Genomic DNA, 25,293 nt, shown 5'->3' with positions numbered 1-25,293 from the left:
ATTGCTACCTAGCCTATAAAAAAATGCAACAATTTGTATGCTAAAATTGTTAAGAGAGAAGCAGCAGGTAATGTCAGTATCCAGGACATAAAGATGTTGCGAATTACAATCAGATTTAATGCTCCAATACCTCGTGCTAAACCTACCCCAAGAACTGCACCAACCAATGTTTGTGTCGCTGAAACTGGAATACCTGTACTTGTTGCTACAACGACAGTTGTTGCGGCAGAAAGAGTGGCAGCGAAGGCGCGGCTAGGAGTAAGTGCAGTGATGGCACTGCCTACAGTTTCAATCACTTTTCTACCATACATAAGCAAACCTGTTACTACGCCAATACAGCCTAATAATATGATCCAGGCTGGATAATTATTGGCATCAAATACTTGATGAGAATTCATGATCAAGCTGTAAATAATTGAAAGTGGTCCAACGGCTAAGGCTACGTCATTCGAACCATGTGCAAAAGCCATTGCACATGCGGTCATCGCCATGAGCACAGCAAAATATTTTTCAACCTGGATAAATCGTTCTCTGCGTCTTATCCTATGGTGTTCTGGGATTCGTTTAATAATTATCATTCCTATAATTGTAATAATAATACTGGTTGCCAGAGTAACTGCCAGATTCTGTTTGAAATTGAGATGAATGTGAAAATGATGGAGTCCCTTAAATACGGTGATAAATGACAAAATAGAGCCAATGAGAAAAAGGTAAATCGGGATATATAATTTAGCTTTAGTTAGTGGATTACTTTTGACAAAAATGGTTTGTTGGATACTGATAAATAATATGTAAGCGGTGATCCCTGCAATCATTGGCGAGGTAACCCAGCTTACAGCAATGCGGCTTACTTGATTCCAATGAATTGCTTGCGGGCCTAGTACCATGGTGCCAAATCCTACCATTGAACCTACTAAAGCATTAGTAATAGAAACAGGAACTCCAAGGTAACTTGCGAGATTCATCCAAATAGTGCAAGCTAATAAAACACCCAGCATTCCTTCAATAAGAATAAGTGGTTGCCCAGAGAGCTCACTGGAGTTAATAATCCCATCGCGCATTGTTTCTGTAACGCCAGTTCCTCCTAAAAAGGCACCAGCAAATTCAAAAATTATGGCGATCAGCATTGCTTGTTTGGCAGTAACTGCTTTTGAGCCCATAGTAGTGCTCATGACATTAGCTAAATCATTAGCGCCAACCCCCCAAGTCATCAGAAAACACAAAATAACTGCCGCAATAAGATATATAATTGAATAATCCATTGAAGTTGACTACCGTGCTATTAGAATTTGAAGACGACTACCCACATGCTGAGCTCCATCGGCTAAATCATCAATCAATTGGACCAATTCATAGAGAAACATTGCATCAATTGCAGATAAATCTTTTTCGATTTCAAAAATAAGATGCCTGATCTCCGTTAGGCGTTCATCGCTGTCATGTTCAATCTCATAAAGTGTTAAGATCATTTCTTCAACGATTTTAACTTCGGATCCTCTGAAGCCTGCCTCAAGCAATTCATCCAATTCATTGATTGCTTTACACGCTTGCTTTGAAGCATCCAGACAACGACTTAAAAAAGGCATAAAAACTGGAACGAGTGATTCTGGAATGATCATTTGTCTACTTATGATGAGTTTGGCGATGCCTTTCGTTCTTTTTGCAATGAGATTTTGGGCACTGAGAACTTCAAGCAAGTCAGTGCGAGAAACAGGAAGAAAGAGACCGGTAGGTAAATGAAGACGTAGATCCCGCTTGATTAAATCGGCTTCTTTTTTTAGAGAAATTATTTTTTCTGCTATTTTATTAGCAGTAGACCAGTCTTTTTTTAAGACCACCTCAAAAAATGGGTAGAGTTGTTTGGCACATTGATGTACTTTACGCATGTGTTGTTCTATCGGTCTTATCGGTGAAGGACCAAATATATTAAATATGCTACCCATGGTGTTTGCATCTCTTAAGCAAATTTTCGAGAAGTATACCCAAACTTTTTCAGGAACAAAACTATTGAATCAGAGTTCAAAGATTTTTTCGTTTTATTCTTTGATTTTTCGAGGTTAAAAATAAAAATATTTTCAATTTACTCCATGAATTCTGCATATTGATCTACAATTAAAAATATCGGGGTTTACCATTATAAATTCTTCTTCAATTGATCTAGAGAACAGGAACAAGGAGCTCAGGATGCAGCGATTTTGCCTCATAGGATTATTGTTGTTATCAAGTACTGTATTTTCCCAAACAATCACAAAAGTAATTGAGTTGCGCTATGTTCCAGTCCAAAAAGTTATCCAATTAATACAACCTTTATTGCAAACTGGAGAAAAAATAAGCGGTTCTGGAGAAACTTTAGTAGTTCAGGTTTCGCCGGAAACACTTACCCAAATCAGAACTGTAATACACCAAATTGATGTACCTCCAGTAACATTTAAAATTTCTATTTATCAAGGTGACCCGGATTGGCTCAGTGCACAAAATGAAAATTCCGTAAGCTACAGTACCAAATCTCCAGCTGAAGTAAAACGCTCACAATCCGTTAAAGTAATGAGCGGCGAATCTGCTTTCGTATCTACCGATGAAGAAGTACCCATCATCACTTCAGTAGGTGCAGGAATTTTTACGACAGGAATCGCTTACCAACAGCATCAGATCAAAAATGGTTTATTGGTGCAACCCATCATGCGCGGTTCAAAGGTCGAATTAAAACTGCGTCGAGTACGTGAACAACAAGATCCTGCGGGAGGACAACAATTTGATAATCAAAATATAGATACTACTTTAATGGTTCCATTGAATAAGTGGGTTTCTCTGGGAACTGCTGAGGGAACACAGGATACTGATTCTACGTCCGTATCTTATACAGCAGGAAGACCATTCTCTCAGCAAGCAACACTTTATGTAAAGGTTTCAGTTGAACGTGATCTTTAAAAAGATTAAAAATTAAACAATTTGTTTATGGTATATAATTAATATAGTAGATACTAATAAATAACTGACCTTTCAGGAGGGCTCATGGCAATTATAAGCTCATTAGCTAATCACTTGCTGATTGCAATGCCTTCCCTCAATGATCCTAATTTTGAAAGAACCGTTATTTATATTTGCGAACACCATGAGCAAGGTTCAGTGGGTTTAATTATAAATCGTCCGATGCAATTTCCTTTGTCAATTGTTTTTGAGCAACTTCATATTGAGCCAGTTCGTATGGAGCAAAGCCGTTTACCTTTAATGTTTGGTGGCCCGGTACAACCTGAGAGAGGGTTTGTTATCCATAAACAATTTGGAGATTGGCGTTCCAGTTTGTTTCTGCAAGATGAGGTGACGGTGACTACATCAAATGATATTATTCGCGCCATTGCAGAAGATAAAGGTCCTAAAGATGTTTTAATTACTTTAGGCTATGCTGGATGGGTAGAGAAACAATTAGAAAAAGAAATTCTCGAAAATACTTGGTTAATTTGCCCATATCGCTCAGAGATTCTGTATGAGGTACCCTTCGAAGATCGTTGGGAGTATGCGGGATCCACTATGGGGATCAAAATGAGTCAACTTAGTTCAAATATTGGCCATGCCTAGTCCTGTTTATATAGGTTTTGATTTTGGTTATAAACGCATTGGTGTTGCAGTTGGTCAGCAACTCACATGCAGTGCTTCTCCTCTTGCAACTCTTAGTGCTCGAGTGGGTATCCCTGATTGGAATGCAGTAGCTAAAGTTATTGCTGAATGGTTACCTCAAGCATTAATAGTTGGTATTCCCACTTGTATTGATGGCAGTGAATTGTATACAACTTCTGCTGCACGGCGGTTTGCCAAAGAATTACGTAAACGATTTTCTTTGCCAGTACATCTAGTTGATGAGCGACTCTCAACTGTTGAGGCTAGAGAACAATTATTTGCGCAAGGTGGGTATCGTAAAATCAAACAATCTGAGGTAGATAGTATAGCGGCGTGTGTTATACTGGAGCAATGGCTACAACATCCTGGATAGGGTATGTGCTATTCTACTACCTTGGCTCAAATGACCTGATTTTCTGTGCTTCGATGCTCGAAAACCACGTCATTTGGGCTCAATCTAGCGAAATGGGAAACATACACCTAAACTCCTGGAGGTTCAGTTAAAGATAAGGGTTTTATGAATCATTTTTTAGAAATTAGTCAATTAGCACGACAACAGATTGAGTCTTTACTGCAACGTGCAGTTTATTTCAAACGCCATAATCATTATCCTTCATATGCACAACATACTGTTGCGACTTTGTTTTATGAAAACAGCACTCGCACTCGCGTGAGTTTTGAGTTGGCTGCAAATCGTTTATCTATGCCGGTAATTAATTTGAATCTACAAAGCTCTTCGGAAACCAAAGGAGAAATTATAGAGGATACAATCCGTAACCTTGCTGCCATGGGAATTCAACATTTTGTGATTCGTCATAGGCAGGAGGGTTTACAGCAAAGTTTGGCGAATCAAATTGGGGAGAATGCTCATATAATTAACGCAGGTGATGGTACCCATGCACATCCCAGCCAAGCTTTGCTTGATATGATGACGATCCTTGAACAGAAACCACAGCTAGATCAATTAAAAATAGCAATTCTAGGAAACATTCGGCATTCGCGAGTAGCCAATTCATTTCAATGCATTTGTGCACAATTAGGAGTGGGTGAGCTTGTTTTAGTCGCGCCAGAACTTTGGCAGCCAAAAACAGTGCATTATGGACGAGTAACTCATGATTTACGTGATGGATTAACTGATGCAGATGTAGTGATTTGTTTGCGGGTACAACGCGAGCGCTTATTGGAATCCGATCATTTAGATTTAGATTCTTATCGTCGTGATTTTGCTTTAACAAAAGAAAACCTGGCTTATACTAACTCTGATGTAATGGTGATGCATCCAGGACCTATAAATCGCGGTATTGAAATAGACAGCGATGTGGCAGATGGAAAAAAATCTTTTATATTACAGCAAGTTACTAACGGTGTGTTTGTCCGTATGGCAATTTTTGATGCTTTATGTAACCAAGAGTAGTATTCTAATCCACAAAGGAAGTGCGCAATTTAATACAAGAAAAGCCCAAGGATATCTCCATGAGTCATCGCTATCAGCAAATATGCATTCTCATGCTCCTGAGTTTCTATTGCTTGCTTACCTTCTTCATTTTTAAGCATTATCAACGGATTGATTTTTCTTCTTTCTATTACTCGACTCAGGCATTACTGCAAGACGAAAATCCTTATAGAAATTTTTTTACTGCATACTCGCCTTCCATAAAGATACTGCCTGCCAATTTAAATCCACCCTTCGTTTTATGGGGCTTTAATTTTTTTGCACGACTCAGTTTCTCCAATGCATTAATTGTTTGGTTTTGTTTATCTCTTGTTTTGGGAATAATTGGTATAACCATTACATTTCGCTGCGCTTTTTCTACCCAATTTTTACAGAAAAACCGTGTGAATTTATACCTTCTTTATTTCGCATTTTTTCCGACATTAATGAATTTTGTAACACAGCAATTTGGCTGCATTTTATTGTTCTTCATCATGTTGGGTTATTATTTTTATTTGAATCATCGCGACTATATTGCAGGGATATTATGGGGCATTATTATCGCGATTAAATTGTTTCCCGCATTGCTGTTTTTCTTTGCTTTAAAACAAGGCCGGAAGAGAGTTCTTGTAATGATGATAGTTACTCTCTTAATGGCTGTATTTCTTCCTGTTCTGTTTCATGGTCCAATGATTTATAAACACTATTTCAAAATGATGAATAATGTTTTTTGGTATGGCGATGATTGGAATGCCTCAATTTATGGTTTCATTTTTCGTCTCTTTTTTGGGGGGGAGAAACTCCCTAATATGTCATATTTAATACCAATTAATTTATTTTATAGCGTTCTCTTTGTTATTTTGCTTCTTTGGTATTGGAGAAAGCTGGGACCAACCGAAAGCAAGCCCATGAATCATCAGCCCTTTTGCCTCACATTGGCTATGATGTTATTTATGAGTCCTTTTGGATGGATGTATTATTTTTCTTTATTAATTTTTCCCATGATACTTACTTGGTTTGTTGCTTTGGAGGAGCAAAAAAATCCTGCAAAAACAATGTTTTTTTGGCTTTTATGTCTTTTCCTTATCAACCTCCCTATTGACTACTTGAACAGTCAAGATATGCCTGATTTATTGGTACGAATCAGTTTCTTCTCCAGTTTTTTTTATGGTTTAATTCTTTTAATTTATTTTTTAGGCAAAAGAAAAAAAATCTATGGAAATAATGAAATCCTGTGTGATGGAATAAAACATTATTCGATATCTGTAATCATCATTATTTTTATACTTGGCGTGTTTGTCCCGATAATATATTACCTTGTTCGTTTATTTAATTTGTATTTGAATTTAGGATAACCCTAAATTCAAATACAATAGTATTTATGTGGCACTGTAGGATTATAGATTTCCAGGAGTGCGCAAGGTATGTCTAAAGGACAATGCCTGTTGTAAATGAGTTTGAAAAACCTGATTGCTTTCGCTTATATCCGCAATAGTACGCGCAACTTTCAATAGGCGATGATACCCTCGAGCAGACAGTTTGAGTTGCAGTGTAGACTGGCGTAAAAAATTTTGCTCTTGTATACCTAATGCACAAACTTTTTCACAACTATTGACGCTTAAAGAGGCATTAAGACACTTTTGCCGCTCCAATTGAAGTGTTCGTACTTTGATTACTCTTTCCCGGATAAGATCACTTTGTTTATTGGGATTAATGTTAGGGGCAATTAACTCTTCCTGAGTTAACGCTTGCACAGAGATATGCATGTCAATACGATCTAACAGGGGGGCCGATATCTTGGCATGATAACGCTTAATTCGATCTGGGCTGCATAAACAGTTTGCTTGAGGATTACCCCATTGCCCACATGGACAAGGATTCATTGCTGCGATAAGCTGGAATTTAGCTGGGAACTCTGTTTGTGCAGCAGCTCTTGAAATGCATATTGTTCCTGCTTCAAGCGGTTGCCTTAACGTTTCTAGAACTTGCCGATTAAACTCAGGTAATTCATCAAGAAACAAAACTCCATGGTGCGCCAGAGAAATTTCTCCTGGTTTAGGAGGATTACCTCCACCAACTAAAGATACAGGTGAGGCAGTATGATGTGGGGAGCGGAAAGGCGGGGAGCGCCATTCACTAAAATCTGGTAATTTACCGCGTATGGAATTGATGACTACACATTCTAGAGCTTCTTTTTCAGATAATTGAGGTAAAAGTGTATTAAACCGTTTCGCTAACATGGTCTTACCGCTTCCAGGAGTACCGCTTAGTAGTATGCTGTGTCCGCCACACGCGGCAATTTCCATTGCTTTTTTCGCGTGAAACTGTCCTTTGATATCAGACCAGTCTATTGTGTGTTGTACTGAATAAGATTCCGGCTTGGGTGGTAAGGAGGATAATGAAGTTCCTTGGCAAAGATAATTGCATACTTCACGCAAATTGTTCGCGCTATAGATGTTTTGATAACCGGCTAAGGATGCTTCATGAGCATTCGCAGTAGCAATGATAAGTGAACTTTGGTCTTTATGTGCTGCTAATACTGCGGGAATAATTGCGGAAATACCTCGAAGTTCACCACTTAAAGCAAGTTCTGCTATAAACTCATGGTTAGTTAATTGGTTTTGGGGAATTTGATTGGAAGCTGCTAGAATACCAAGAGCGATTGGTAAATCAAAACCGCTTCCAGTTTTAGGTAAATCAGCAGGCCCCAAATTCACTGTAATTTTACGGCAAGGAAATTCAAATTGACTATTAATAATAGCAGAGCGGACTCGATCCTTGCTTTCTTTCACTGCGGTTTCAGCAAGGCCTACTATGGTAAAGCTTGGCAAACCATTTGATAAATGTACTTCTACTGACACAGGTTGTGCCAATATCCCAATAGTACTACGCGTTTTAGTAAACGAAAGATTCATGCTTATTCCTTGAATGTTGGACGAAATGAGCGACAAAATTTTCCTATTAGAGTGTCTTTGCATGTCCCGCAAGAGCTCTGTTGTCGCTGAAGGTCTGTTTACAACTCTACTTTCTTGGTCAAAATGCTGTGATTTTATGCGCTCCGATTCTCACATACTTCGCGTGTATGCATCGCTTCGATACTCTAAAATCGCAGCATTTTGGCTCAAGATAGCGAATTGTAAAACAGACCCTAGGCTTCTTACACTGTAATTACTTGTGTTCTTTGTAAAGCTCAGTTATTAAAACATCGAGTTGCTTTTGCAGATGATCTACCTTTTCACGAGTTCGAGCCAGAACTTTAGTTTGCACATCAAATTCTTCACGGGTAATAAGATCCATATGAGCAAAAGCAGCTTGTAGTACATCTTTAAATTTTTGTTGGATGTCTTTTTCAATGTTTTGTAGACTGGGGGGGAGGGCGGCAAAAAGTTTTTTTGCTAAATCATCAAATTGTTTGGGGTCGAACATAATCACTCCATGTTTGTTTTTGCAATGAGTCTAACAAAAGTATAATCACAGCGGAATATATTATGAAAATGATTATGGCAATTATTAAGCCTTTTAAATTAGATGATGTTCATGAGGCCTTAATGGAAATAGGGATACCGGGGATAACCATTTCTGAGACTCGTGGTTTTGGAAGACAAAAAGGTCATACTGAGTTGTATCGTGGCGCTGAATATGTAGTGGATTTTCTTCCTAAAATTAAAATTGAACTTGCATTGCCTGATGATATGGTTGAAGCTGCAATTGAAGCGATTTGCAAGTCAGCCTATACTGGTAAAATTGGTGATGGTAAAATTTTTGTTTATGAATTGCAACAAGTAGTTCGTGTCCGTACTGGGGAAATTAATGCAGATGCGTTAACCTAGATTATTTGTTCAAGAGGTATACTTGAATCTTGGAGAAAGGATGGATTTGAGCGTAGGTTTCGCGAAAATTATGCTGAGGAAACGTAGCATACATCACTATGTGAGGCTTTTGAAGTATTGTTTTCGCGAAAGATGCGGCAAATACAGCCTTTCGGTGGATAAGGCGTGAACGCTTCGTGAATTATCCACCATACCAATAAATAGCACGTTGGGTAATGACGGCGCTGAGCTGAATATCCCAAGGTTCTGGCTCAAGATAATCATCTACACGCTGGAATTGGTATGCTACGCCAAATAATGGACAATTTTCTTTACCTTTAAAGGTACGGTCGTAATAACCAGCCCCCATACCGATGCGATTACATCGTACATCAAAAGCAACTAATGGAACTAAAACCAAATCCAATTCCTCCACAGGAATGGCTAAATCGGGGTTAACATCCGGTTCAGAAATTCCATAGCGATTTTTTTGAAAAGGGGTATCTGATGTTGCTGGTAAAAAAGAAAGGGTTAAATTTTTATTGAGAACAGGGAAGTAACAGAGTTTTCCTTGTAAAATTGCGTTCTTCCAGAGCTCATCTAAATCAATTTCACCATTGATCGTAAAATAAAATGCTACATGCTTGGCATGCCGGTATTGCTCCAGCAAGCGGATGCGGGTACAAATTTGACTTGAAGCAGTAGCACGATATGAAACAGATATCTTGGATCGTATTTGCTTCATCGTGTCTCTTAAAGCTTTCTTAACTTGATCTGTCATACAGGTTATCAGTGCATTGCTCTTAATTAAATTATCGATTTTTTATGACAAAAATTCAAGGTATTGCAATGCTTTAAAGAATTTGTCACTCTGAAATCCAATGAGATTGCTAATTTTTTTGTCATGTACAGAAGTTTTTTTTAAAAAAACTAGTCAAGAATGTAAAAATAAGGTATATAAGCCGTCCTGGTTTTATGATCCTTTGGGATAGGTTCCGGGTACAGTATAACTCATTGAGAGAATGGTATGAGTGATTTGTTTGAAGATGATGAAGATGCTGTTGTAGAAGTCGGAGAAGACTTCGTCGATGTTGATAGTGAATTGGATGTTGAAGCGGAGGTTATGGAAACGGTTCCTCGTAGCTTGGATGCACGCAGGAAGTTGGAAAATATATTAGATGAAAAACGTTTGCGTGATGAACTGGATGATTTTGGGGACTATTAACCAGATTCGTCAATAGACTTCGTTCCAAACTGTCAGTAAAGAGACAAGGCCAAAGAAAAAAATGCCTTCAAATGCTCATGTATCTTAGTATACACTGCGCGTTTTCAGGCATTTTTTCTTCGAGATGAGCCTTCTAATGGTAGTTTGAAACGAAGTCTAAAAACATTCGTAGTCAATTCAACTGACAATTAAGGTTTAATTAGAGTTTATGAGCCGGACACAAGTACTTACAGAAGGGGAATCGGTTTTGCCGTTTCCAATAGATGATCGCGTCTTTTTAGGTGAGGGCTTGTTTGAAACGCTTAGAGTGGAGGCAGCGATGCCATGCGGTGCTTATTTGCATTGGCAGCGGTTAAGTGACTCCGCACAAAAATTGGGTATTCCCTTTGATCTTTCTTTTGAGCATTGGTTAGAACATCTGCTAAATAAAATTAAGCAAGATAATTTATATCACGGCGGCATCAAAGCGATATTAAGCGGTGGTTCTGCATCTAGAGGATTAGCCTCGCGAGGGCAAGTAAGCCAACTCATCTTCCAAACTTTTAATTATTCGGTGGAAACTTATCCAGTGAAATTGATTAGTGTACCATGGCTAAGAGATGGAACTAATCCTATATATCAAGTTAAGTCGGTCAATTATTTAGAAGCGGTACTAGCCCGTCGCCAAGCCATTGCTTCAGGTGCTGATGATGCTTTGTTTTTTAACCTGCAGCATTATGCAACTGAAACTACCTGTGCTAATTTATTTTTGATACAGGATAAGCGTTTGCTGACGCCTCCTTTAACTGATGGAGTGCTTCCCGGTATTACTCGTTCAAGATTGCTTCAACTTTCCAAACAACAAGGCGTAAGCTGCACAGAGGTTTCTATAACAAAAACAATGCTTAAGGAGGCGGAGAGTCTTTTTATAACGAATTCATTGCAGGGTATTCGTTCCATATTTTCTCTAGATGACATCTTTTTTACGGTCGATCACCCATTGATTAATCAATTGTCTTCTTCTCTGAGTATTTGAAGCGAAAATTATTAAGATGCAAAAATTTAATAATACACAACAATAAGAGTGCTAGAGATGCGATTAAGATTTCAGTATTTTTATAAAATGCTCCTTGTTTTAATAAGAACTCCATTCCAGCATAACCAAAATAGGTATAAACAATTTCAGCTGGGATGAGAAAAATGAATGTAGTGATTAGATAAGATCGAAATTTTATCGCTGTCATCCCTAAACCATAATTGACTATATTAAAGGGGATAATTGGAACTAATCGCAAAAGGGCGACAATTACCCATCCTTTTTGTTCTACTGCAGAAATTAATTTACTTAGTCTTTCTCCTTTCTTTTGAGAAAACCAGTTATAAATCAAATACCTTGTAATTAAAAAAGAAAAAGCAGCACCGCTTGTTGCTCCTAACAAATTGAGCAGGGTACCAAAGAAGGGGCCAAATAGTGCTCCTCCCGCTAAAGTGATCACCATGGTTGGCAAGAACATAATGGTTGCAAGGCAATATATAATCAAAAAGAAAATGGGGGCGAGCCAACCAAGATGATCAATCCAGTTAATAATTTCACTTGAGTATTTTTGAAAAAAGAAGGCAGCAGTAATTAAAGCTATCAAGGCTAAAACAATAAAAAGTGATTTAATTGGATGAATGATTCGGTATTTCATAGATTTTCTTTTTCTGTAGGATGAATCTGTATTAGGGTCTGTAAACAGACTCTAATAATCACTACTGTCCCTTAACAATCAATAGATTAAGAAGTCTATTATACCTGCTTATCCGTTGCAATCTTGAAAAAAAATGATTGATTGGGTATAACCAAAGCGAATTTTTATAAGAGAAACAAAAACATGGAACAAGTTATACGAAAGGAAAGACAAAAGCAGCGCGCTCGTAGATGGATTAGAGCAATATTAGCTTACTGGTTTAAAGTAGAGTTACATGGAAATTATCAACCTGAGCCTAACTCGGTGATTATTGCCAATAGAACCTCAACAATTGATTTGCTTTTGCTCGCAGCTTTTTTACCTGAGCAATTGACCGTAGCGTTCCCTCCACGTTCAACAGGTAAACTTGGGATGAAAATAATAAAGCTTTTCGCCGATGTCATTGTCATCGACTCTACGAATGCTTTTGCGGCAAGAGCCTTAGTGAAAGCAATACGGGAAGGAAAGCGATGTGTGATTTTTCCTCAGGGAATTGGATTACAGGAAGAGAGCTTGAAGGTTTTTGATGCTCCTGGAATGGTGTTACAAAAGGCAGGAGCTTCAGTTATCCCAATACGAATTGATGGAGCTCAACACAGTATTTTTTCTATAAGTAAGGATAAACATTTTATTCGTTTATTTCCTAAAGTTATTTTGCATGTATTGCCAACACAATCCTACATACAAGATGTAAATAAGCCTCTTAATCGAAATGCTATGAGTACTCGTTTGTTTCGTTTGATTAGTGAGTTAACTTTTGCAAATAGTTTTCAACCAATGCCAATGTTTGAAGCACTCATTCAAGGAGTTGCGCTAGGAACAAAAAATAAGGCAAAAATTGAAGACGCAAACCGTGCTCCATTAACTCCTAAGCAATTTCTCGCACGTTGTTTTATTTTAGGCAGACAAATTAAAAAACAAACGCAAGTGGGAGAGCATGTAGGCATCATGTTACCTACAACGATTGCGGGTATGGTCACTTTTTTTGCTTTGCATGCATATCGGCGTATTCCAGCCATGCTTAATTTTAGTTTGGGACTTCATAATTTATTGGCTACATGCACGGTTGCAGAAGTAAAAATTATTTACACAGCAAGGCAATTTATTACTACAGCAAAACTGGAAGGTTTAGTCGAGGAATTACAGAAAGCGGGGCTAATTGTTTATTTCTTAGAGGATTTTAAGTCTTCTATTAAATTAGGCCATAAACTTTCTGGCTTACTTAAGGGAATGTTTCCGCTTCGAGCTTATCAATTAATTGGTAAGCCGGTTTCTCCTGAAAAGGCAGGTGTTATATTGTTTACTTCAGGTTCTGAAGGAGTTCCCAAAGGGGTTGTCTTATCTCATTCTAATTTAGTGGCGAATTGTTACCAATTAACTTCGCGAGTAGATTTTTCTTCTCGCGATAAATTCTTCAATGCCTTGCCCATATTTCATTGTTTTGGATTGACTACGGGTTCAATTCTTCCTCTCATTCATGGAATTAATTGTTTTTTTTATCCATCTCCCTTGCATTATAAAATAATTCCTGGCTTGATTTATCAAACTGGTGCAACCATTATGCTTGGTACTGATACTTTTTTAACGGGTTATGCTCGAGCTGCAGAACGACATGATTTCAGCAGTGTGCGTTACATTTTTGCTGGTGCTGAAAAAGTGAAGCCGGAGACAATTCGACATTGGATAGATACCTTTGGGGTAAAAATTTATGAAGGATATGGTGCTACAGAAGCTTCTCCAGTGATTTCCATGAATTGTCCTTTAGCTTCTTTTCCTGGCAGCGTGGGGATACCTCTCCCTTTTATTGAAGGTCGAATTCATCCGGTAGATGGTATTGCTGAAGGGGGGCGTTTTATATTGCGTGGTCCTAATATTATGAAGGGATACCTCTCATCAGAAAGACTTGGAACGATCATTGCTCCGGAAGATGGATGGCACGATACCGGAGATATAATCACTATGAATGAAGAAGGATTCATTACAATAGCTGGTCGAGCAAAACGTTTTGCCAAGATTGCCGGAGAAATGGTTTCCCTTACCGCAGTGGAGGGCGTTGCCGCCTCAATTTGGCCTGAATTATTACATGCTGCAGTGAGCAAGAAAAGTCCCCAAAAAGGAGAGCAGATTATACTGTATAGTGAGGCTGCCAATGCAGATAAAGGCAGCTTTGTTAGGAAAATACAAGAATTGGCTTACTCGGAATTACTCATCCCTCATCGAATTTTTCCGGGAAGTAAGATTCCTGTTTTGCCTTCAGGAAAAATTGATTACGTAACCATTGAAAAAGAAATAGTTGAAATCTAGCAAAAGTAGTTGAGACTTTAACACTACCATAGCTGGATGCAGGTCAGCAAAACATGACAGACCCCTGAATTACGGTACGTATGTTTTTTCATTTACTTTTTCAATACATAACTACCAGGTGCATCCATTACAGGTTTGAATGGTAATTGATTCAAGTCAGGGGCAGGTATCAGTTTCCCTGAGTGAGTTTTTAACCATTTTAACCATTCTGGCCACCAAGAGCCTGGATGCTCTGTTGCTTGTTCCAGCCATTGTTCTGCATGAGCAGGAAAATGATGATTGATTTTATAGCTGTATTTTTTAGCCTCGGGTGCGTTGATAATTCCTGCGATGTGTCCCGAACCACCAAGCACAAAACGTTTAGGTCCATTCATAAGCTGAAAGCCCAGGTAGGTGGTTTTCCATGGTGCTATATGATCTTTTTCTGTTGAGAGGAAAAAGGTAGGGATGTCAATTGTACTGACATCAATTGGCGTATGATTAAGATGAATTTTACCCGGTTTTACCAGGTCATTATGCAAATACATCCATCTTAAATATTGAGAATGCATTGTGGCTGGCATATTGGTAGAGTCTGAGTTCCAGTACAATATATCGAAAGGAACTGGGTTTTTACCTCGTAGATAATTTTTAATAAAGAAAGACCAAATTAAGTCATTTGCCCGGAGTGAGTTAAAACTTGAAGCCATAAATTTTCCAGCAAGATAGCCTTTAGATTTCATTTCATCTTCCAGTTTTGCAATTTGCTGTTCATCAATGAACACAGCAATATCGCCAGGATCACTGAAATCAATCATGGAAGCTAAAAAGGTTGCGCTACGAATGGAGTTGTCTTGATGTGCTTTATTATAAGCAAGCAACATAGATAGAAGTGTTCCACCGATACAAAATCCCAAGGTATTCACTTGCTTTACCTGGAGTTGTTTTTGAATTGTATTAATCGCAGCTAATGGCCCTTCATTCAAATAATCATATAAGCTTTTATTAGAAAAATTTGAGTCTGGATTAATCCAAGAAATGATAAATACAGTAATTCCTTGTTTCACTAACCAGCGAACGAGTGAATTATGTGGACTTAAGTCAAGAATATAATATTTATTTATCCAGGGCGGAATAATAAGAAGAGGAGTCGATTTTACTTTATCAGTTTGTGGTGTGTATTGGATGAGCTCCATCAAGCTGTTTCGAAAAACTACTTTTCCGGGAGTAACGGCGATATTTTTACCGAGCTTAAATGCTTCTGTATCCGTCATTTTGATCATGAGGCGTTGGGAGCCTACTTCCAGATCGGAAAGTAAATTATGAAGCCCCTGCAATAAATTTTTGCCATGACTCTTCAGTGTTTCATCCATGATTTGGGGATTCGTATGAAGAAAATTAGCAGGAGATAATGCATCTAAATATTGTTTGGTAAAAAATTGCAGGCGTTTTGCTGTATTTGGGTCTGGATATTCCAGATTTTCAAATAAAGCATTCATGTGCTGACTGGCTAAGAGGTAATGCTGGGTTAACACATTAAAAAACGGATTATTTAGCCAGTCTTCTTCATGAAAACGTGGATCATTTATGGGCATAGATGTCCCATTTAACCAATGCTGTAATTGGGTTTGTGCTAAACTAAACGCATCTTGCCAGTAGGCAATTTGCATTTCCCAGATTTTTTCCGGGTTCTGTAAAAGAATACTCATTACATTTTGGAAGTGCTCCGTCAACTCAATGTACTGGTTGATTATCACTGGAATTTGTAAAGGAGTTTCCTTTATATCAGAAATAATTTGCAGACTTTTTTCTGCTATTGCTTGCAATAGCTCGGTAAGTTCCTTGTCATGGGTCGTCATCCCAGCTCCTGTTAGACAAATAAAGGAGTATATTTTGGTTTTTTTATTGATGTTTAGCAAGCTCTATTATTCACACCCAATAGAATAATATAAAATCAAAAGATAAGGCTACCCTTTTTGTCTAATCATCTACGTGTTGTTCTCACGACTTGCTCGTAGGGTTGACCACAACATCCGTGAAGGCTAAAAAATAATTTAATCTACCAATTTCTAGTCTTTCCTTCGTGCCAAAAATAACCGCTTTCCTTTTGCTTATTGATTAGCTCATAGAGCTCGTGTGCTGTCTTAGAAGGGAGTTTTGGCGCATGGTTGGTTCCCATATCTGTTTTTACCCAACCTGGGTCGAAACTGGATACTGTAATTCTTGGTAATCTTTTTGCAAGAAGCAGGGTATACATGTTCAAGCATGATTTTGACATTTTGTAGTGTGGTACTGAAGCGGAGTCGTTGGAACTGAAAGTACCCCATCCTGACGAGATATTAATGATTTGGGCATTGGGATTTAACTTGGGGATGCATTGCTCCGTTAATTCAATCGTTCCAAATACATTAACAGAAAATGTATCCTTTAACTGACGCATGTTAATTTTTTCTTCACGCCAATCTTCCAATAGGACGGCAGCATTATTAATTAACACATCAATTTTAGGTAATTGTTCAACAAAATGGTTGATTTGTTTTGAATCCACCAAGTTAAGTGGATGAATGTTTAGGTTCTGGTGTTTTAAAGAAGTGTGTCCATTTGTTGAAGTTCCAATAACGAACCAGCTATTTTTTAAGAAGATTTTTGCTGTTTCTAACCCTATTCCTCGGCTGATGCCGGTAATTACAAGAGTATTCACCAGTCTATTTTCTCCATAAAGAAGCCCAGAGGCTGTTTACATTTCGCTAGTTTAAGTCAAACTGTCCTGATAGTTTGGCGTTCCTAATGTTTAAAGTGGCGAATTCCGGTAAATACCATAATTATTCCATGCTCTTCAGCACATGCGATAATTTGTGTGTCTCTGATTGAACCACCCGGTTGAATAATAGCAGAGACACCTGCTTCTGCAGCAATCTCCACAGTATCGGGAAAAGGAATAAATGCATCCGAAGCCATGACGACTCCATGAGTGTCAAATCCCATGTGTTCTGCTTGCCAAAGACCAATGCGTGCACTCATAACCCGGCTGGTTTGCCCGCCACCCAAACCAATTATTGCCGCATCTTTAGCATAAACAATTGCATTGGATTTCACATGTTTTACGGCAAGCCAGGCAAACATTAAATCATTCATTTGCTGTTCGGATGGTTTCTTCTGAGTCACGGGTTTCAATTCATAACTACCTAGAGAAAGTGAGTCATGTTCTTGTACCAATAACCCTCCATCGACTTTTTTCATATTCAAGCGAAATGCATCATCTGGCTTCCAAGCTCCAGTCACCAAGACACGAATATTTTCTTTGCTGGCAAGAATTTCTTTGGCTTCATTACTGACTTCAGGCGCTACAATAACTTCTACAAATTGTTTTTCAAGAATAGTTTTTGCTGTAATGCCCTCTAATTTTTGGTTGAATGCAATAATCCCACCATAGGCAGAACTCGGATCACATTGGAATGCTTTAAGATAAGCATTTAGAGGAGAATCACTTATGGCAATTCCACACGGATTAGCATGCTTGACAATAACACAAATGGGTTTGTCACAAGAAAATGATTTAACACAATCCAAAGCAGCATCAGCATCAAGAATATTGTTATAAGACAATTGCTTGCCTTGGAGCAATTGTGCAGCACCTAGAGAGCCAGACGAAATATTTTTATCTACATAAAAAGCGGCTTGTTGATGTGGATTTTCTCCATAACGTAAGTCAGTTATTTTATTGAATTGACAGGTTAGTACTTCCGGGAAGCCGCAGGGGGTATACTGTTTATCCAATGTAGTCAGATAATTCGTGATGGCAGCATCATAAGCGGCGGTATGTGCAAAGGCTTTTTTGGCTAAGCTAAATCCCCAGTCTGAAGGAGTTTTTTGAGTTTTTAAATAGTGAATAAGTTCCGGGTAATCGTCTGGTTTTACCACAACAAAAGTATTTGCATGATTTTTTGCCGCTGAGCGAATCATTGCTGGACCGCCAATATCGATGTTTTCTATAGCTTCATTGAAATTACAATCAGGTCTACTGATGGTTTGTTCAAATGGGTATAAGTTAATTACTAGCAAATCGATGGGTTTAATGGAGTGTTCTTTTAGCGTTTTTTCATCCTTTTTTTTACGTGCCAGTAAACCTGCATGAATGGCTGGGTGTAGTGTTTTAACCCTACCATCCATCATTTCGGGAAAGCCCGTACACTCACTCACATCGATGACAGGTAATTTATTTTCTTTGAGTAATGCGGCAGTATTTCCTGTGGCAATCAGTTCAACGCCCATTTCATGGAGTACTTTTCCTAGCTCTACTATGCCTTTTTTATCGGAAACACTAAGCAGGGCTCTTTGAGGTTTAAAAGTAGAGAATGTATGTTCTTGAACCATTATAACTTCCTTAATTAGTGTGACTGAGTGCAGCGAAGCGAAACCTAGGAAATCTAACTTAGGATATATTTTACTTACACAAGTAATGACAATTTAATCTGTTTTATGTGTAAAAGCCAACAATGACCATCCATTAAGGTTTTCCTGATGAACTGTAGTAAATATGGAACAGTACGTTTCAATAAGCTCAAGCGCTTGCTCTTCGAGGATGCCAGAGACAATGAGCATTCCTTTAGGATTTAGCAATTGTTGAAAGCGTTTTTTCAGAAGAATTAATGGTGCTAACAAAATGTTAGCGATAATCAAATCGACCGGTTTTTGTAACACCTCGGGCATACTAATTGACAATTTGCATTCATCAAGTTCATTTGCTAATACGTTATTTTGTGTCGCTTGCAGGGCTTGCTTGTCAATATCTACCGCATGAACTGCTGACGCACCTAATTTTAATGCAGCCAAAGAAAGTATTCCTGAGCCACAACCATAATCAATAACTGATTTATTTTTTAAATCAGCTTGCTCCAGCCAGGTTAAGCATAAAGCAGTCGTAGGATGAGTCCCGGTACCAAAAGCTAAGCCAGGATCGAGTATTAGATTGACTGCGTCGGGTTCAGGAGGTGTTGACCAAGTTGGACAGATCCATAGGCGTTGGCCAAATCGTTGTGGTTTAAAATCATCCATCCAAGCTCTTTCCCAGTCCTTATCTTCCAGAACCTCTAGGGAGCATGTTAATTCGGGATAAGCTTGTAGCAAGTGATCACGTGTGTATTGCGCCTGAAAAACTTCTGTGAATAAAGCCTGAATAACAACTTCAGGCCATAATGGTGTTGTTCCTGGTTCAGGCTCAAGAACAGGATTGTCATTTTTATCGGTGAGCATAATTGACAGCGCACCGAATTCTTCCAACTCCTCACTAAGTGGTTCTATTTCTTGGCTTGGGCAATGTTCTATTTTTAATTGAAACCACACAGTATTAGCCCTTCAGCATTTTTTCCAGATAATGGATATTAGTACCACCTGCTATAAAAGATTGATCATGGAAAATACGTTGATGTAATTCAATATTGGTTTTTATACCATCTATAATGATTTCATCAAGTGCATTTCGCATTCTTGCGATGGCTTCAGCACGTGTTTCCCCATAACTAATCAGTTTGCCTATCATGGAGTCGTAATTAGGTGGAACTGTATAACTGCTGTAAATATGAGAGTCAAAGCGAATACCTGGTCCCCCGGGTTGATGCAATAACTTTATCATTCCTGGTGAAGGCATGAAGGTTTTGGCATCTTCTGCATTGATTCGGCATTCAATTGCATGACCCCGCAACTTTATATCTTCTTGGGTAAGCGTCATCGGAATATCACTGGCAATTTTGATTTGTTCTTTAATTAAATCGACACCAGTGATACTTTCAGTTACGGGATGCTCAACTTGGATTCGTGTGTTCATTTCAATAAAATAAAAACACCCATCCTGATATAAGAATTCAAAAGTCCCTGCTCCACGATATTGCAATTCTTGGCACGCTTTAACTACAGAAGCGCCAATTTTATTTCTTAGTTCAGGACTAATCCCAGGAGCGGGTGCTTCTTCTACTACTTTTTGATGACGTCTTTGCATGGAGCAATCGCGTTCACCGAGATGAATTGCTTTACCTTTCCCATCTCCAAGCACTTGGAATTCAATATGACGAGGATTTTCCAGGAATTTTTCCATGTAAACAGTAGGATTATTAAAAGCAGCTTTTGCTTCACTACGAGTAAGCGCTATGGCATTAAGCAAACTTGCCTCACCATGAACAACACGCATACCACGTCCACCGCCGCCTCCTGCCGCTTTAATAATAACAGGATAGCCAATTTTTCGGGCAATTTCCAAGCTGAGTCCATCATCATCCGACAAAGGGCCATCTGATCCAGGAACACAAGGAACTCCGGCAGCTTTCATCGCGTTGATAGCAGATACCTTATCCCCCATAAGTCGAATGGTATCACCTCGGGGACCGATAAAACGAAATCCACTTTGCTCTACTACTTCCGCGAAATCAGCATTTTCAGAAAGAAATCCGTAACCTGGGTGAATCGCTACAGCATCAGTAATTTCGGCAGCAGAAATAATCGCTGGGATATTAAGGTAACTTTTTTGTGCTGGAGCAGGACCGATACATACAGTTTCATCAGCAAGACGAACATGCAGTAAATCTTTATCTACATCTGAATGTACGGCTACAGTCTGAATGCCAAGTTCTTTACACGCACGTAAAATACGAAGAGCGATTTCACCTCTGTTGGCAATAACAATTTTACTGAGCATGGATGCACCCTCTATTCTATAACAAACAGAACCTGATCGTATTCAACAGGCTCTCCATTAGCAATGAGTATTTCTACGATTTTACCGGCGCGATCCGCTTCAATTTCATTAAACATTTTCATTGCTTCAACTATACATAAAACATCACCGGCTTTGACTGTTTGGCCAAGAGTCACAAAAGGAGGACTTTCTGGTGATGGCGAAGTGTACATTGTACCCACCATGGGGGAGCGAATATTGTGACCTGAAGCAGTAGGCGCAGGCCTACTTTCTTGGTGCGAAGAAGCCATTGCATGAGGTGTATTATTTACAGCAGGATGTGACTCCTGGCGTGGTGCAGGAGTAGAAACATAGTGAATCTGATGTTCTGCTGTAGGCACATTGCTATGACGGCTCAATCTGAGGGACTCTTCACCTTCTTTAATTTCAATTTCAGAAATGCCAGTTTCTTCCAGCAATTCGATTAATTTTCTGATTTTACGAATGTCCATTATTTGATTCTCTTTCAATAATTGATGTTAATGCTAATGAATACCCTTGCGCACCCAGGCCACTAATCGTTCCTTTTGCTATATCAGAAAAATAGGAATGATGGCGAAAAGGCTCGCGGGAATAAATGTTACTAATATGTACTTCGATAAACGGGATGGCAACAGCACATAAGGCATCCCTTAAAGCCACACTGGTATGTGTAAATCCTGCGGGATTAAAAATTATATAATCTACTTTGTCGATACAGGCTTGGTGAATTGCTTGGATTAAATCCGCTTCAGAATTACTTTGATAGCAGCTTAATGCAAATCCGGCTTGTGTTGCTTCTTTGATTAAACGAGTGTTAATATGATCTAACGTTACGGCTCCATAAATTGAAGGTTCTCGAGTTCCCAAGAGGTTCAAATTTGGTCCATGTAAAACCAGAATTTTTTTCATGTTTTAGTTAGTATCGAGCAATTTTTGCAGATTTTGCCTGATCTTCCTAAAATTGTCTATATATCTCCGAGGATATCTGCACGATCTCCGCTTTTTATATTTTTGTTAATAGGCTATTGAGTGAAAATTTGCTGACTTTATTGCAGTAAACTAGGCTATTGAATTAATTAATGATGGAATTAAAAATTCTTAATCCAGATGCAACTAATAATAAGGCTAATACAGCAAAATTAGTGTGCTTTATTAAATCTAAAATTTTCATAGGTTACACTCTATGCGCATGTTTTGCATGTGCTGGTTTAGTTGCTTATCTTAACTATACTATCGCTCCTTTTTTGTTTCACAATGTATTGGGACAAAGCCCCTTTAGAATATGGGAAACTGTTAATTTTTATTGCTGGCGCTATTAGTCTTAGCGTAATAATTAACAGCCAATTAGTCATGCCTAAGGGGGTAGCCTATAGGTTATTTATAGGAGTCCTGTTGATGATTGGGCGGGATCATGCTCAGTTTTGCACTTGTTGGAATAATGTACCTACAATCATGACCTTATCTCTTTGTCTCAGGATTTTTTATATAGGTTATTACTAACCGTGAAATAATAATTTCAAAAAAACTAAAACTATGCTAGCTTGGATAAGTTTTTAGAGTTATAGGTCATGTTCGAGGTGTAACTCACTGTTAAAACCAATCAGGTTATTCAGCTTGATTTTAAGGATTAATGGTTTGGCAGGAGATGAGTTGCTTTCAATTTAGATTAAGTTGCAAATAAGGAGAGGGTGTCCATGCATCATAATTACTATTTATCTCCCTTAGCTGTTGCTCTGGCCTTGGGAATAGCATCTTCTGCGAGAGCCGCAGAACCTATGTCTTTACAGAAGGCGTCTCTTGAGCAAGTAAAACAAAGTTTTGCTTTGACAACACAAGGCATCACGGTTGCTAAAGACAGTTTGCGTTTTGTAAGCGAGCATACAGACGGTAATAAAATTACCCACGTGCGTATGCAGCAACAATATGTAGGATTTCCTGTTTATGGTGGTTATGCGATTATGCATAGCATGCATACAGCAAAATCTTTGGCTAAAGCACAGTCAAACGTAGCGATGAATGGCGTTATTTATCAAGGCCTGCAGACTGAATTGGGTCAACCTGAAGCTTCTTTTGTGAAAAATGCTGATCTGGCGCTGCAACAATTTAAAGCTAAGTATGCTGATAAAGAAGTAAGTGATGAAAAAGTCACACCTATGGTTTATATCGATGCTCAACATAAAGCACATTGGGCTTATAAAGTGAGTGTTCTTGTTGTTCATAGAGATCAAATTCCAGAGCGCCCAACCGCAATAATTGACGCAAAAACTAATAAACCCTTTGTACAATGGAATGATATAAAAACAAAAAGAGATTCGGTGAATGGAGCTGGTTTTGGTGGAAATAATAAAACTGGTTTCTATCGATTCGGGGCTGATTTGCCCTACCTTGATTTGACTCGTGATATAGATAATGAAGTTTGCTTTATGGAAAATCCTGATGTCAAAGTAATTAACATGGATCACCGATACAGTTCAAGAAATAAAGCAATGAAATTTAATTGTCCAACCAATGACTCCAATGTTTACCTAACAGGTTATAAAGGAGATGGTTATGACAAAGATAATGGTGCCGCCTCTCCAACAAATGATGCATTGTATGCTGGCCACGTGATTAATCATATGTATAAAGAATGGTATGATAGTAATGCACTAAGTAATCCTGATGGTTCTCCAATGCAGTTAGTCATGCGAGTTCATTATGGCGACGGTTATGAGAATGCCTATTGGGATGGTCGGCAGATGACTTTTGGTGATGGTGATACCATGATGTATCCATTAGTATCTCTTGGAGTAGCTGCCCATGAAATCAGCCACGGTTTTACAGAGCAACATTCTAATCTTGAATATTATGGTCAATCTGGTGGTATGAATGAGGCTTTTTCTGACATGGCAGCACAGGCAGCAGAGTATTATTCTGTGAATAAAAGCACCTGGCAAATTGGCGGCGAGATCATGAAAGAAGACAGCGGCTGGGATGCATTACGTTATATGGATAAACCAAGTCGTGATGGTGATTCTATTGATACTGCTGATGAATATTATGGTGGCCTTGATGTTCATTATTCCAGTGGGGTTTACAACCATTTATTCTACATTTTGGCCAATCAACCTAACTGGAATACCCGCTTAGCATTCGATGTTATGGTTAAAGCCAACATGGATTATTGGACACCTTATTCAGACTTTGACGATGGTGGTGACGGTCTGGTAAGTGCAATTAATGACCTAATTGTGGGTGATCCGAACCATGAGAAGTATCCTTCCACTGCTGTATGTGATGTTAAAAAGTCATTAAATGAAGTTAAAATTATTACCAACATGGATGGCTGTGCTGCTAATTAATGTGAGTTCGATATAAGAAATAACCTAATTTTTTATATCGAGCCGTTCTTTTTTGAACTGGATCCCGGATAAATGCTACGTATTTTACGGGATAATGTTCGATGGCGACACAAAAGACATTTCCATGTCTTTTATTGTCGAACTCACGTTAATTAATCTATGTGGTAATGAATTCAGCCAGAAGTTTACTTATAACTTCTGGTTGTTCCATATGAATGTGATGTCCTCCATCCATTTTTTTTAGTGTCAGATTTTTCACCGCTTTAATCCGGTTATTCATCATTTCATGATCAAAAGAAAATCCTCTGCTGGATAAAAGTAAATAAGTTTTTGTTGTAATTTCTTGCAAACAAGAAAGTATTTGGATTTCTGTCATCCGTAAAGGTGAGCGTACTAGTAAGCGTTGATCATGTCGCCAATAGAATCGACCTTGCTTTTCCATCAAACTTCGTTCACAAAGAATTTTTGCAATGTCTAAAGAAACATATCCTTTAAAGGCACGTGCAAGAGCTGCACTATTTATAGTGTCATAACCTTTAGACTTTTTACTCTTTTGAGCAAGAAAATGTGCAAACTCCCTTAATTGTTGGCATGCGGTTTCTGCCGGATGAGAAAATGGTCCTAATCCTTCAATCAGACTTAGGGAGCTAAAACGTTCGGGGACTACACCCCCAACCAAACTTGCAAGACAAGCTCCCATGGAGTGCCCTAATAGATGGACCTTATCAAGTTTTAACGCATTGATTATTTCAATAACAACAAATATTCCATCAAAAAAATGATAATGACATCCTTCAGGAATATGTGATGAATAACCATGCCCAGGCAAATCAACTGCTATGAAATGAAAATCATTCTCTAAATATGAGGCAAGAGGAGCAAAGCTGTTTGCGTTATCTAACCAACCATGTAGTGCTAGGATTGTTGGTTTGTCAGGGTTTCCCCAAATCGTGCAGGCTATAGAAAAACCTGGAATGGTGAGATTTAATGTTTTCACTATTTACTATTTTTTAAATTATTATAATTAATCATTATATCCCTACTGTAAACAGGAGGGCTATAATTCATTATAAAATGAATAATGATTTTTTTCCTTATCATTTCAATAATTACAATTAATTGTCCCATTAATTTTTGAACGGTCTACAATGAGAAGGCAGTATAATTTTT

The 25,293-nt window shown here is 38.4% G+C and carries 24 protein-coding genes; 10 read left to right on the top strand and 14 right to left on the bottom strand.

The genetic code is table 11. The features are described from left to right. Window positions 1-8: 8 nt before the first annotated feature. Together Ltuc_RS11530 and Ltuc_RS11525 are read right to left on the bottom strand one after the other, a co-directional pair. On the bottom strand, window positions 9-1,262 hold the full coding sequence (locus Ltuc_RS11530) for an inorganic phosphate transporter (protein ID WP_058521399.1): 1,254 nt from the start codon (window positions 1,260-1,262) through the stop codon (window positions 9-11). Between the two features lie 9 nt (window positions 1,263-1,271). Beyond that, on the bottom strand, window positions 1,272-1,943 hold the full coding sequence (locus Ltuc_RS11525) for a TIGR00153 family protein (RefSeq protein ID WP_058521398.1): 672 nt from the start codon (window positions 1,941-1,943) through the stop codon (window positions 1,272-1,274). Between the two features lie 241 nt (window positions 1,944-2,184). Between Ltuc_RS11525 and Ltuc_RS11520 the strand changes: the two genes are divergently transcribed. The 5 genes from Ltuc_RS11520 to Ltuc_RS11500 all read left to right on the top strand — a co-directional run bounded on the left by Ltuc_RS11520 (window position 2,185) and on the right by Ltuc_RS11500 (window position 6,402). After that, window positions 2,185-2,928, top strand: coding sequence for a type II/III secretion system protein (locus Ltuc_RS11520; protein ID WP_058521397.1), 744 nt, complete (start codon window positions 2,185-2,187; stop codon window positions 2,926-2,928). Window positions 2,929-3,012: 84 nt separating this feature from the next. Continuing rightward, window positions 3,013-3,576: a YqgE/AlgH family protein gene (locus Ltuc_RS11515; RefSeq protein ID WP_058521396.1), complete on the top strand. Its 564-nt coding sequence runs from the start codon at window positions 3,013-3,015 to the stop codon at window positions 3,574-3,576. After that, a complete protein-coding gene (gene ruvX, locus Ltuc_RS11510; RefSeq protein ID WP_058521395.1) occupies window positions 3,569-3,988 on the top strand; it encodes a Holliday junction resolvase RuvX in 420 nt (139 codons plus the stop codon). The genes Ltuc_RS11515 and ruvX overlap by 8 nt, the downstream gene beginning before the upstream one ends. A gap of 144 nt (window positions 3,989-4,132) precedes the next feature. After that, window positions 4,133-5,029, top strand: a complete 897-nt coding sequence (locus tag Ltuc_RS11505) for an aspartate carbamoyltransferase catalytic subunit (RefSeq protein ID WP_058521394.1) — start codon at window positions 4,133-4,135, stop codon at window positions 5,027-5,029. A 59-nt stretch (window positions 5,030-5,088) separates the two neighbouring features. Continuing rightward, window positions 5,089-6,402, top strand: a complete 1,314-nt coding sequence (locus Ltuc_RS11500) for a glycosyltransferase family 87 protein (protein WP_058521393.1) — start codon at window positions 5,089-5,091, stop codon at window positions 6,400-6,402. A 42-nt stretch (window positions 6,403-6,444) separates the two neighbouring features. On the opposite strand, the gene Ltuc_RS11495 is transcribed toward Ltuc_RS11500, so the two are convergent. Together Ltuc_RS11495 and ubiK are read right to left on the bottom strand one after the other, a co-directional pair. Then, window positions 6,445-7,962: a YifB family Mg chelatase-like AAA ATPase gene (locus tag Ltuc_RS11495; protein ID WP_058521392.1), complete on the bottom strand. Its 1,518-nt coding sequence runs from the start codon at window positions 7,960-7,962 to the stop codon at window positions 6,445-6,447. A gap of 253 nt (window positions 7,963-8,215) precedes the next feature. After that, window positions 8,216-8,473 carry a ubiquinone biosynthesis accessory factor UbiK gene (ubiK, locus tag Ltuc_RS11490; protein ID WP_058521391.1) on the bottom strand — a complete coding sequence of 86 codons (258 nt, stop codon included), beginning with the start codon at window positions 8,471-8,473 and terminating at the stop codon, window positions 8,216-8,218. 62 nt (window positions 8,474-8,535) lie between these two features. Between ubiK and Ltuc_RS11485 the strand changes: the two genes are divergently transcribed. Then, window positions 8,536-8,877, top strand: coding sequence for a P-II family nitrogen regulator (locus Ltuc_RS11485; protein WP_058521390.1), 342 nt, complete (start codon window positions 8,536-8,538; stop codon window positions 8,875-8,877). Between the two features lie 181 nt (window positions 8,878-9,058). On the opposite strand, the gene Ltuc_RS11480 is transcribed toward Ltuc_RS11485, so the two are convergent. Beyond that, window positions 9,059-9,637: a 5-formyltetrahydrofolate cyclo-ligase gene (locus tag Ltuc_RS11480; protein WP_058521389.1), complete on the bottom strand. Its 579-nt coding sequence runs from the start codon at window positions 9,635-9,637 to the stop codon at window positions 9,059-9,061. Between the two features lie 246 nt (window positions 9,638-9,883). Here Ltuc_RS11480 and Ltuc_RS11475 point away from each other — a divergent pair, with 246 nt between their 5' ends. Beyond that, complete coding sequence (locus tag Ltuc_RS11475; RefSeq protein WP_058521388.1) at window positions 9,884-10,081, top strand: PA3496 family putative envelope integrity protein; 198 nt, start codon at window positions 9,884-9,886, stop codon at window positions 10,079-10,081. A 208-nt stretch (window positions 10,082-10,289) separates the two neighbouring features. Beyond that, window positions 10,290-11,096, top strand: a complete 807-nt coding sequence (locus Ltuc_RS11470) for an aminotransferase class IV (protein WP_058521387.1) — start codon at window positions 10,290-10,292, stop codon at window positions 11,094-11,096. On the opposite strand, the gene Ltuc_RS11465 is transcribed toward Ltuc_RS11470, so the two are convergent. Then, window positions 11,065-11,751, bottom strand: coding sequence for a TVP38/TMEM64 family protein (locus Ltuc_RS11465; protein ID WP_058521386.1), 687 nt, complete (start codon window positions 11,749-11,751; stop codon window positions 11,065-11,067). The genes Ltuc_RS11470 and Ltuc_RS11465 overlap by 32 nt on opposite strands. A gap of 183 nt (window positions 11,752-11,934) precedes the next feature. Here Ltuc_RS11465 and Ltuc_RS11460 point away from each other — a divergent pair, with 183 nt between their 5' ends. Beyond that, the gene (locus Ltuc_RS11460) at window positions 11,935-14,094 is read left to right on the top strand and encodes an AMP-binding protein (protein WP_058521385.1); all 2,160 of its coding nucleotides are present in this window, start codon (window positions 11,935-11,937) and stop codon (window positions 14,092-14,094) included. Window positions 14,095-14,186: 92 nt separating this feature from the next. Here the strand turns inward: Ltuc_RS11460 and Ltuc_RS11455 are convergent, their stop codons facing one another. The 7 genes from Ltuc_RS11455 to aroQ all read right to left on the bottom strand — a co-directional run bounded on the left by Ltuc_RS11455 (window position 14,187) and on the right by aroQ (window position 21,691). Further along, a complete protein-coding gene (locus Ltuc_RS11455) occupies window positions 14,187-15,932 on the bottom strand; it encodes a PHA/PHB synthase family protein (RefSeq protein ID WP_058521384.1) in 1,746 nt (581 codons plus the stop codon). Window positions 15,933-16,132: 200 nt separating this feature from the next. After that, window positions 16,133-16,774, bottom strand: a complete 642-nt coding sequence (locus Ltuc_RS11450; protein WP_058521383.1) for an SDR family NAD(P)-dependent oxidoreductase — start codon at window positions 16,772-16,774, stop codon at window positions 16,133-16,135. A gap of 83 nt (window positions 16,775-16,857) precedes the next feature. Then, window positions 16,858-18,447: a bifunctional phosphoribosylaminoimidazolecarboxamide formyltransferase/IMP cyclohydrolase gene (gene purH / locus Ltuc_RS11445; RefSeq protein WP_058521382.1), complete on the bottom strand. Its 1,590-nt coding sequence runs from the start codon at window positions 18,445-18,447 to the stop codon at window positions 16,858-16,860. 93 nt (window positions 18,448-18,540) lie between these two features. Next, entirely contained in the window at window positions 18,541-19,416 is an 876-nt protein-coding gene (prmA, locus tag Ltuc_RS11440; RefSeq protein ID WP_058521381.1) for a 50S ribosomal protein L11 methyltransferase, read from the bottom strand. A gap of 4 nt (window positions 19,417-19,420) precedes the next feature. Continuing rightward, a complete protein-coding gene (gene accC, locus Ltuc_RS11435; protein ID WP_058521380.1) occupies window positions 19,421-20,761 on the bottom strand; it encodes an acetyl-CoA carboxylase biotin carboxylase subunit in 1,341 nt (446 codons plus the stop codon). Between the two features lie 11 nt (window positions 20,762-20,772). Beyond that, complete coding sequence (gene accB, locus Ltuc_RS11430; protein ID WP_058521379.1) at window positions 20,773-21,252, bottom strand: acetyl-CoA carboxylase biotin carboxyl carrier protein; 480 nt, start codon at window positions 21,250-21,252, stop codon at window positions 20,773-20,775. Next, the gene (aroQ, locus tag Ltuc_RS11425; RefSeq protein WP_058521378.1) at window positions 21,239-21,691 is read right to left on the bottom strand and encodes a type II 3-dehydroquinate dehydratase; all 453 of its coding nucleotides are present in this window, start codon (window positions 21,689-21,691) and stop codon (window positions 21,239-21,241) included. The genes accB and aroQ overlap by 14 nt, the downstream gene beginning before the upstream one ends. Window positions 21,692-22,476: 785 nt before the next feature. Between aroQ and proA the strand changes: the two genes are divergently transcribed. Continuing rightward, on the top strand, window positions 22,477-24,123 hold the full coding sequence (gene proA, locus Ltuc_RS11415) for a zinc metalloprotease ProA (protein ID WP_058521376.1): 1,647 nt from the start codon (window positions 22,477-22,479) through the stop codon (window positions 24,121-24,123). Window positions 24,124-24,280: 157 nt separating this feature from the next. On the opposite strand, the gene Ltuc_RS11410 is transcribed toward proA, so the two are convergent. Beyond that, window positions 24,281-25,120, bottom strand: coding sequence for an alpha/beta fold hydrolase (locus Ltuc_RS11410; RefSeq protein WP_058521375.1), 840 nt, complete (start codon window positions 25,118-25,120; stop codon window positions 24,281-24,283). Window positions 25,121-25,293 lie beyond the last annotated feature (173 nt).

This window comes from Legionella tucsonensis, from assembly GCF_001468035.1.
Classification (GTDB): Bacteria; Pseudomonadota; Gammaproteobacteria; order Legionellales; family Legionellaceae; genus Legionella; species Legionella tucsonensis.
Note: the sequence above shows the minus strand (reverse complement) of the source record. Positions and strands in the feature narration are given on the sequence as shown.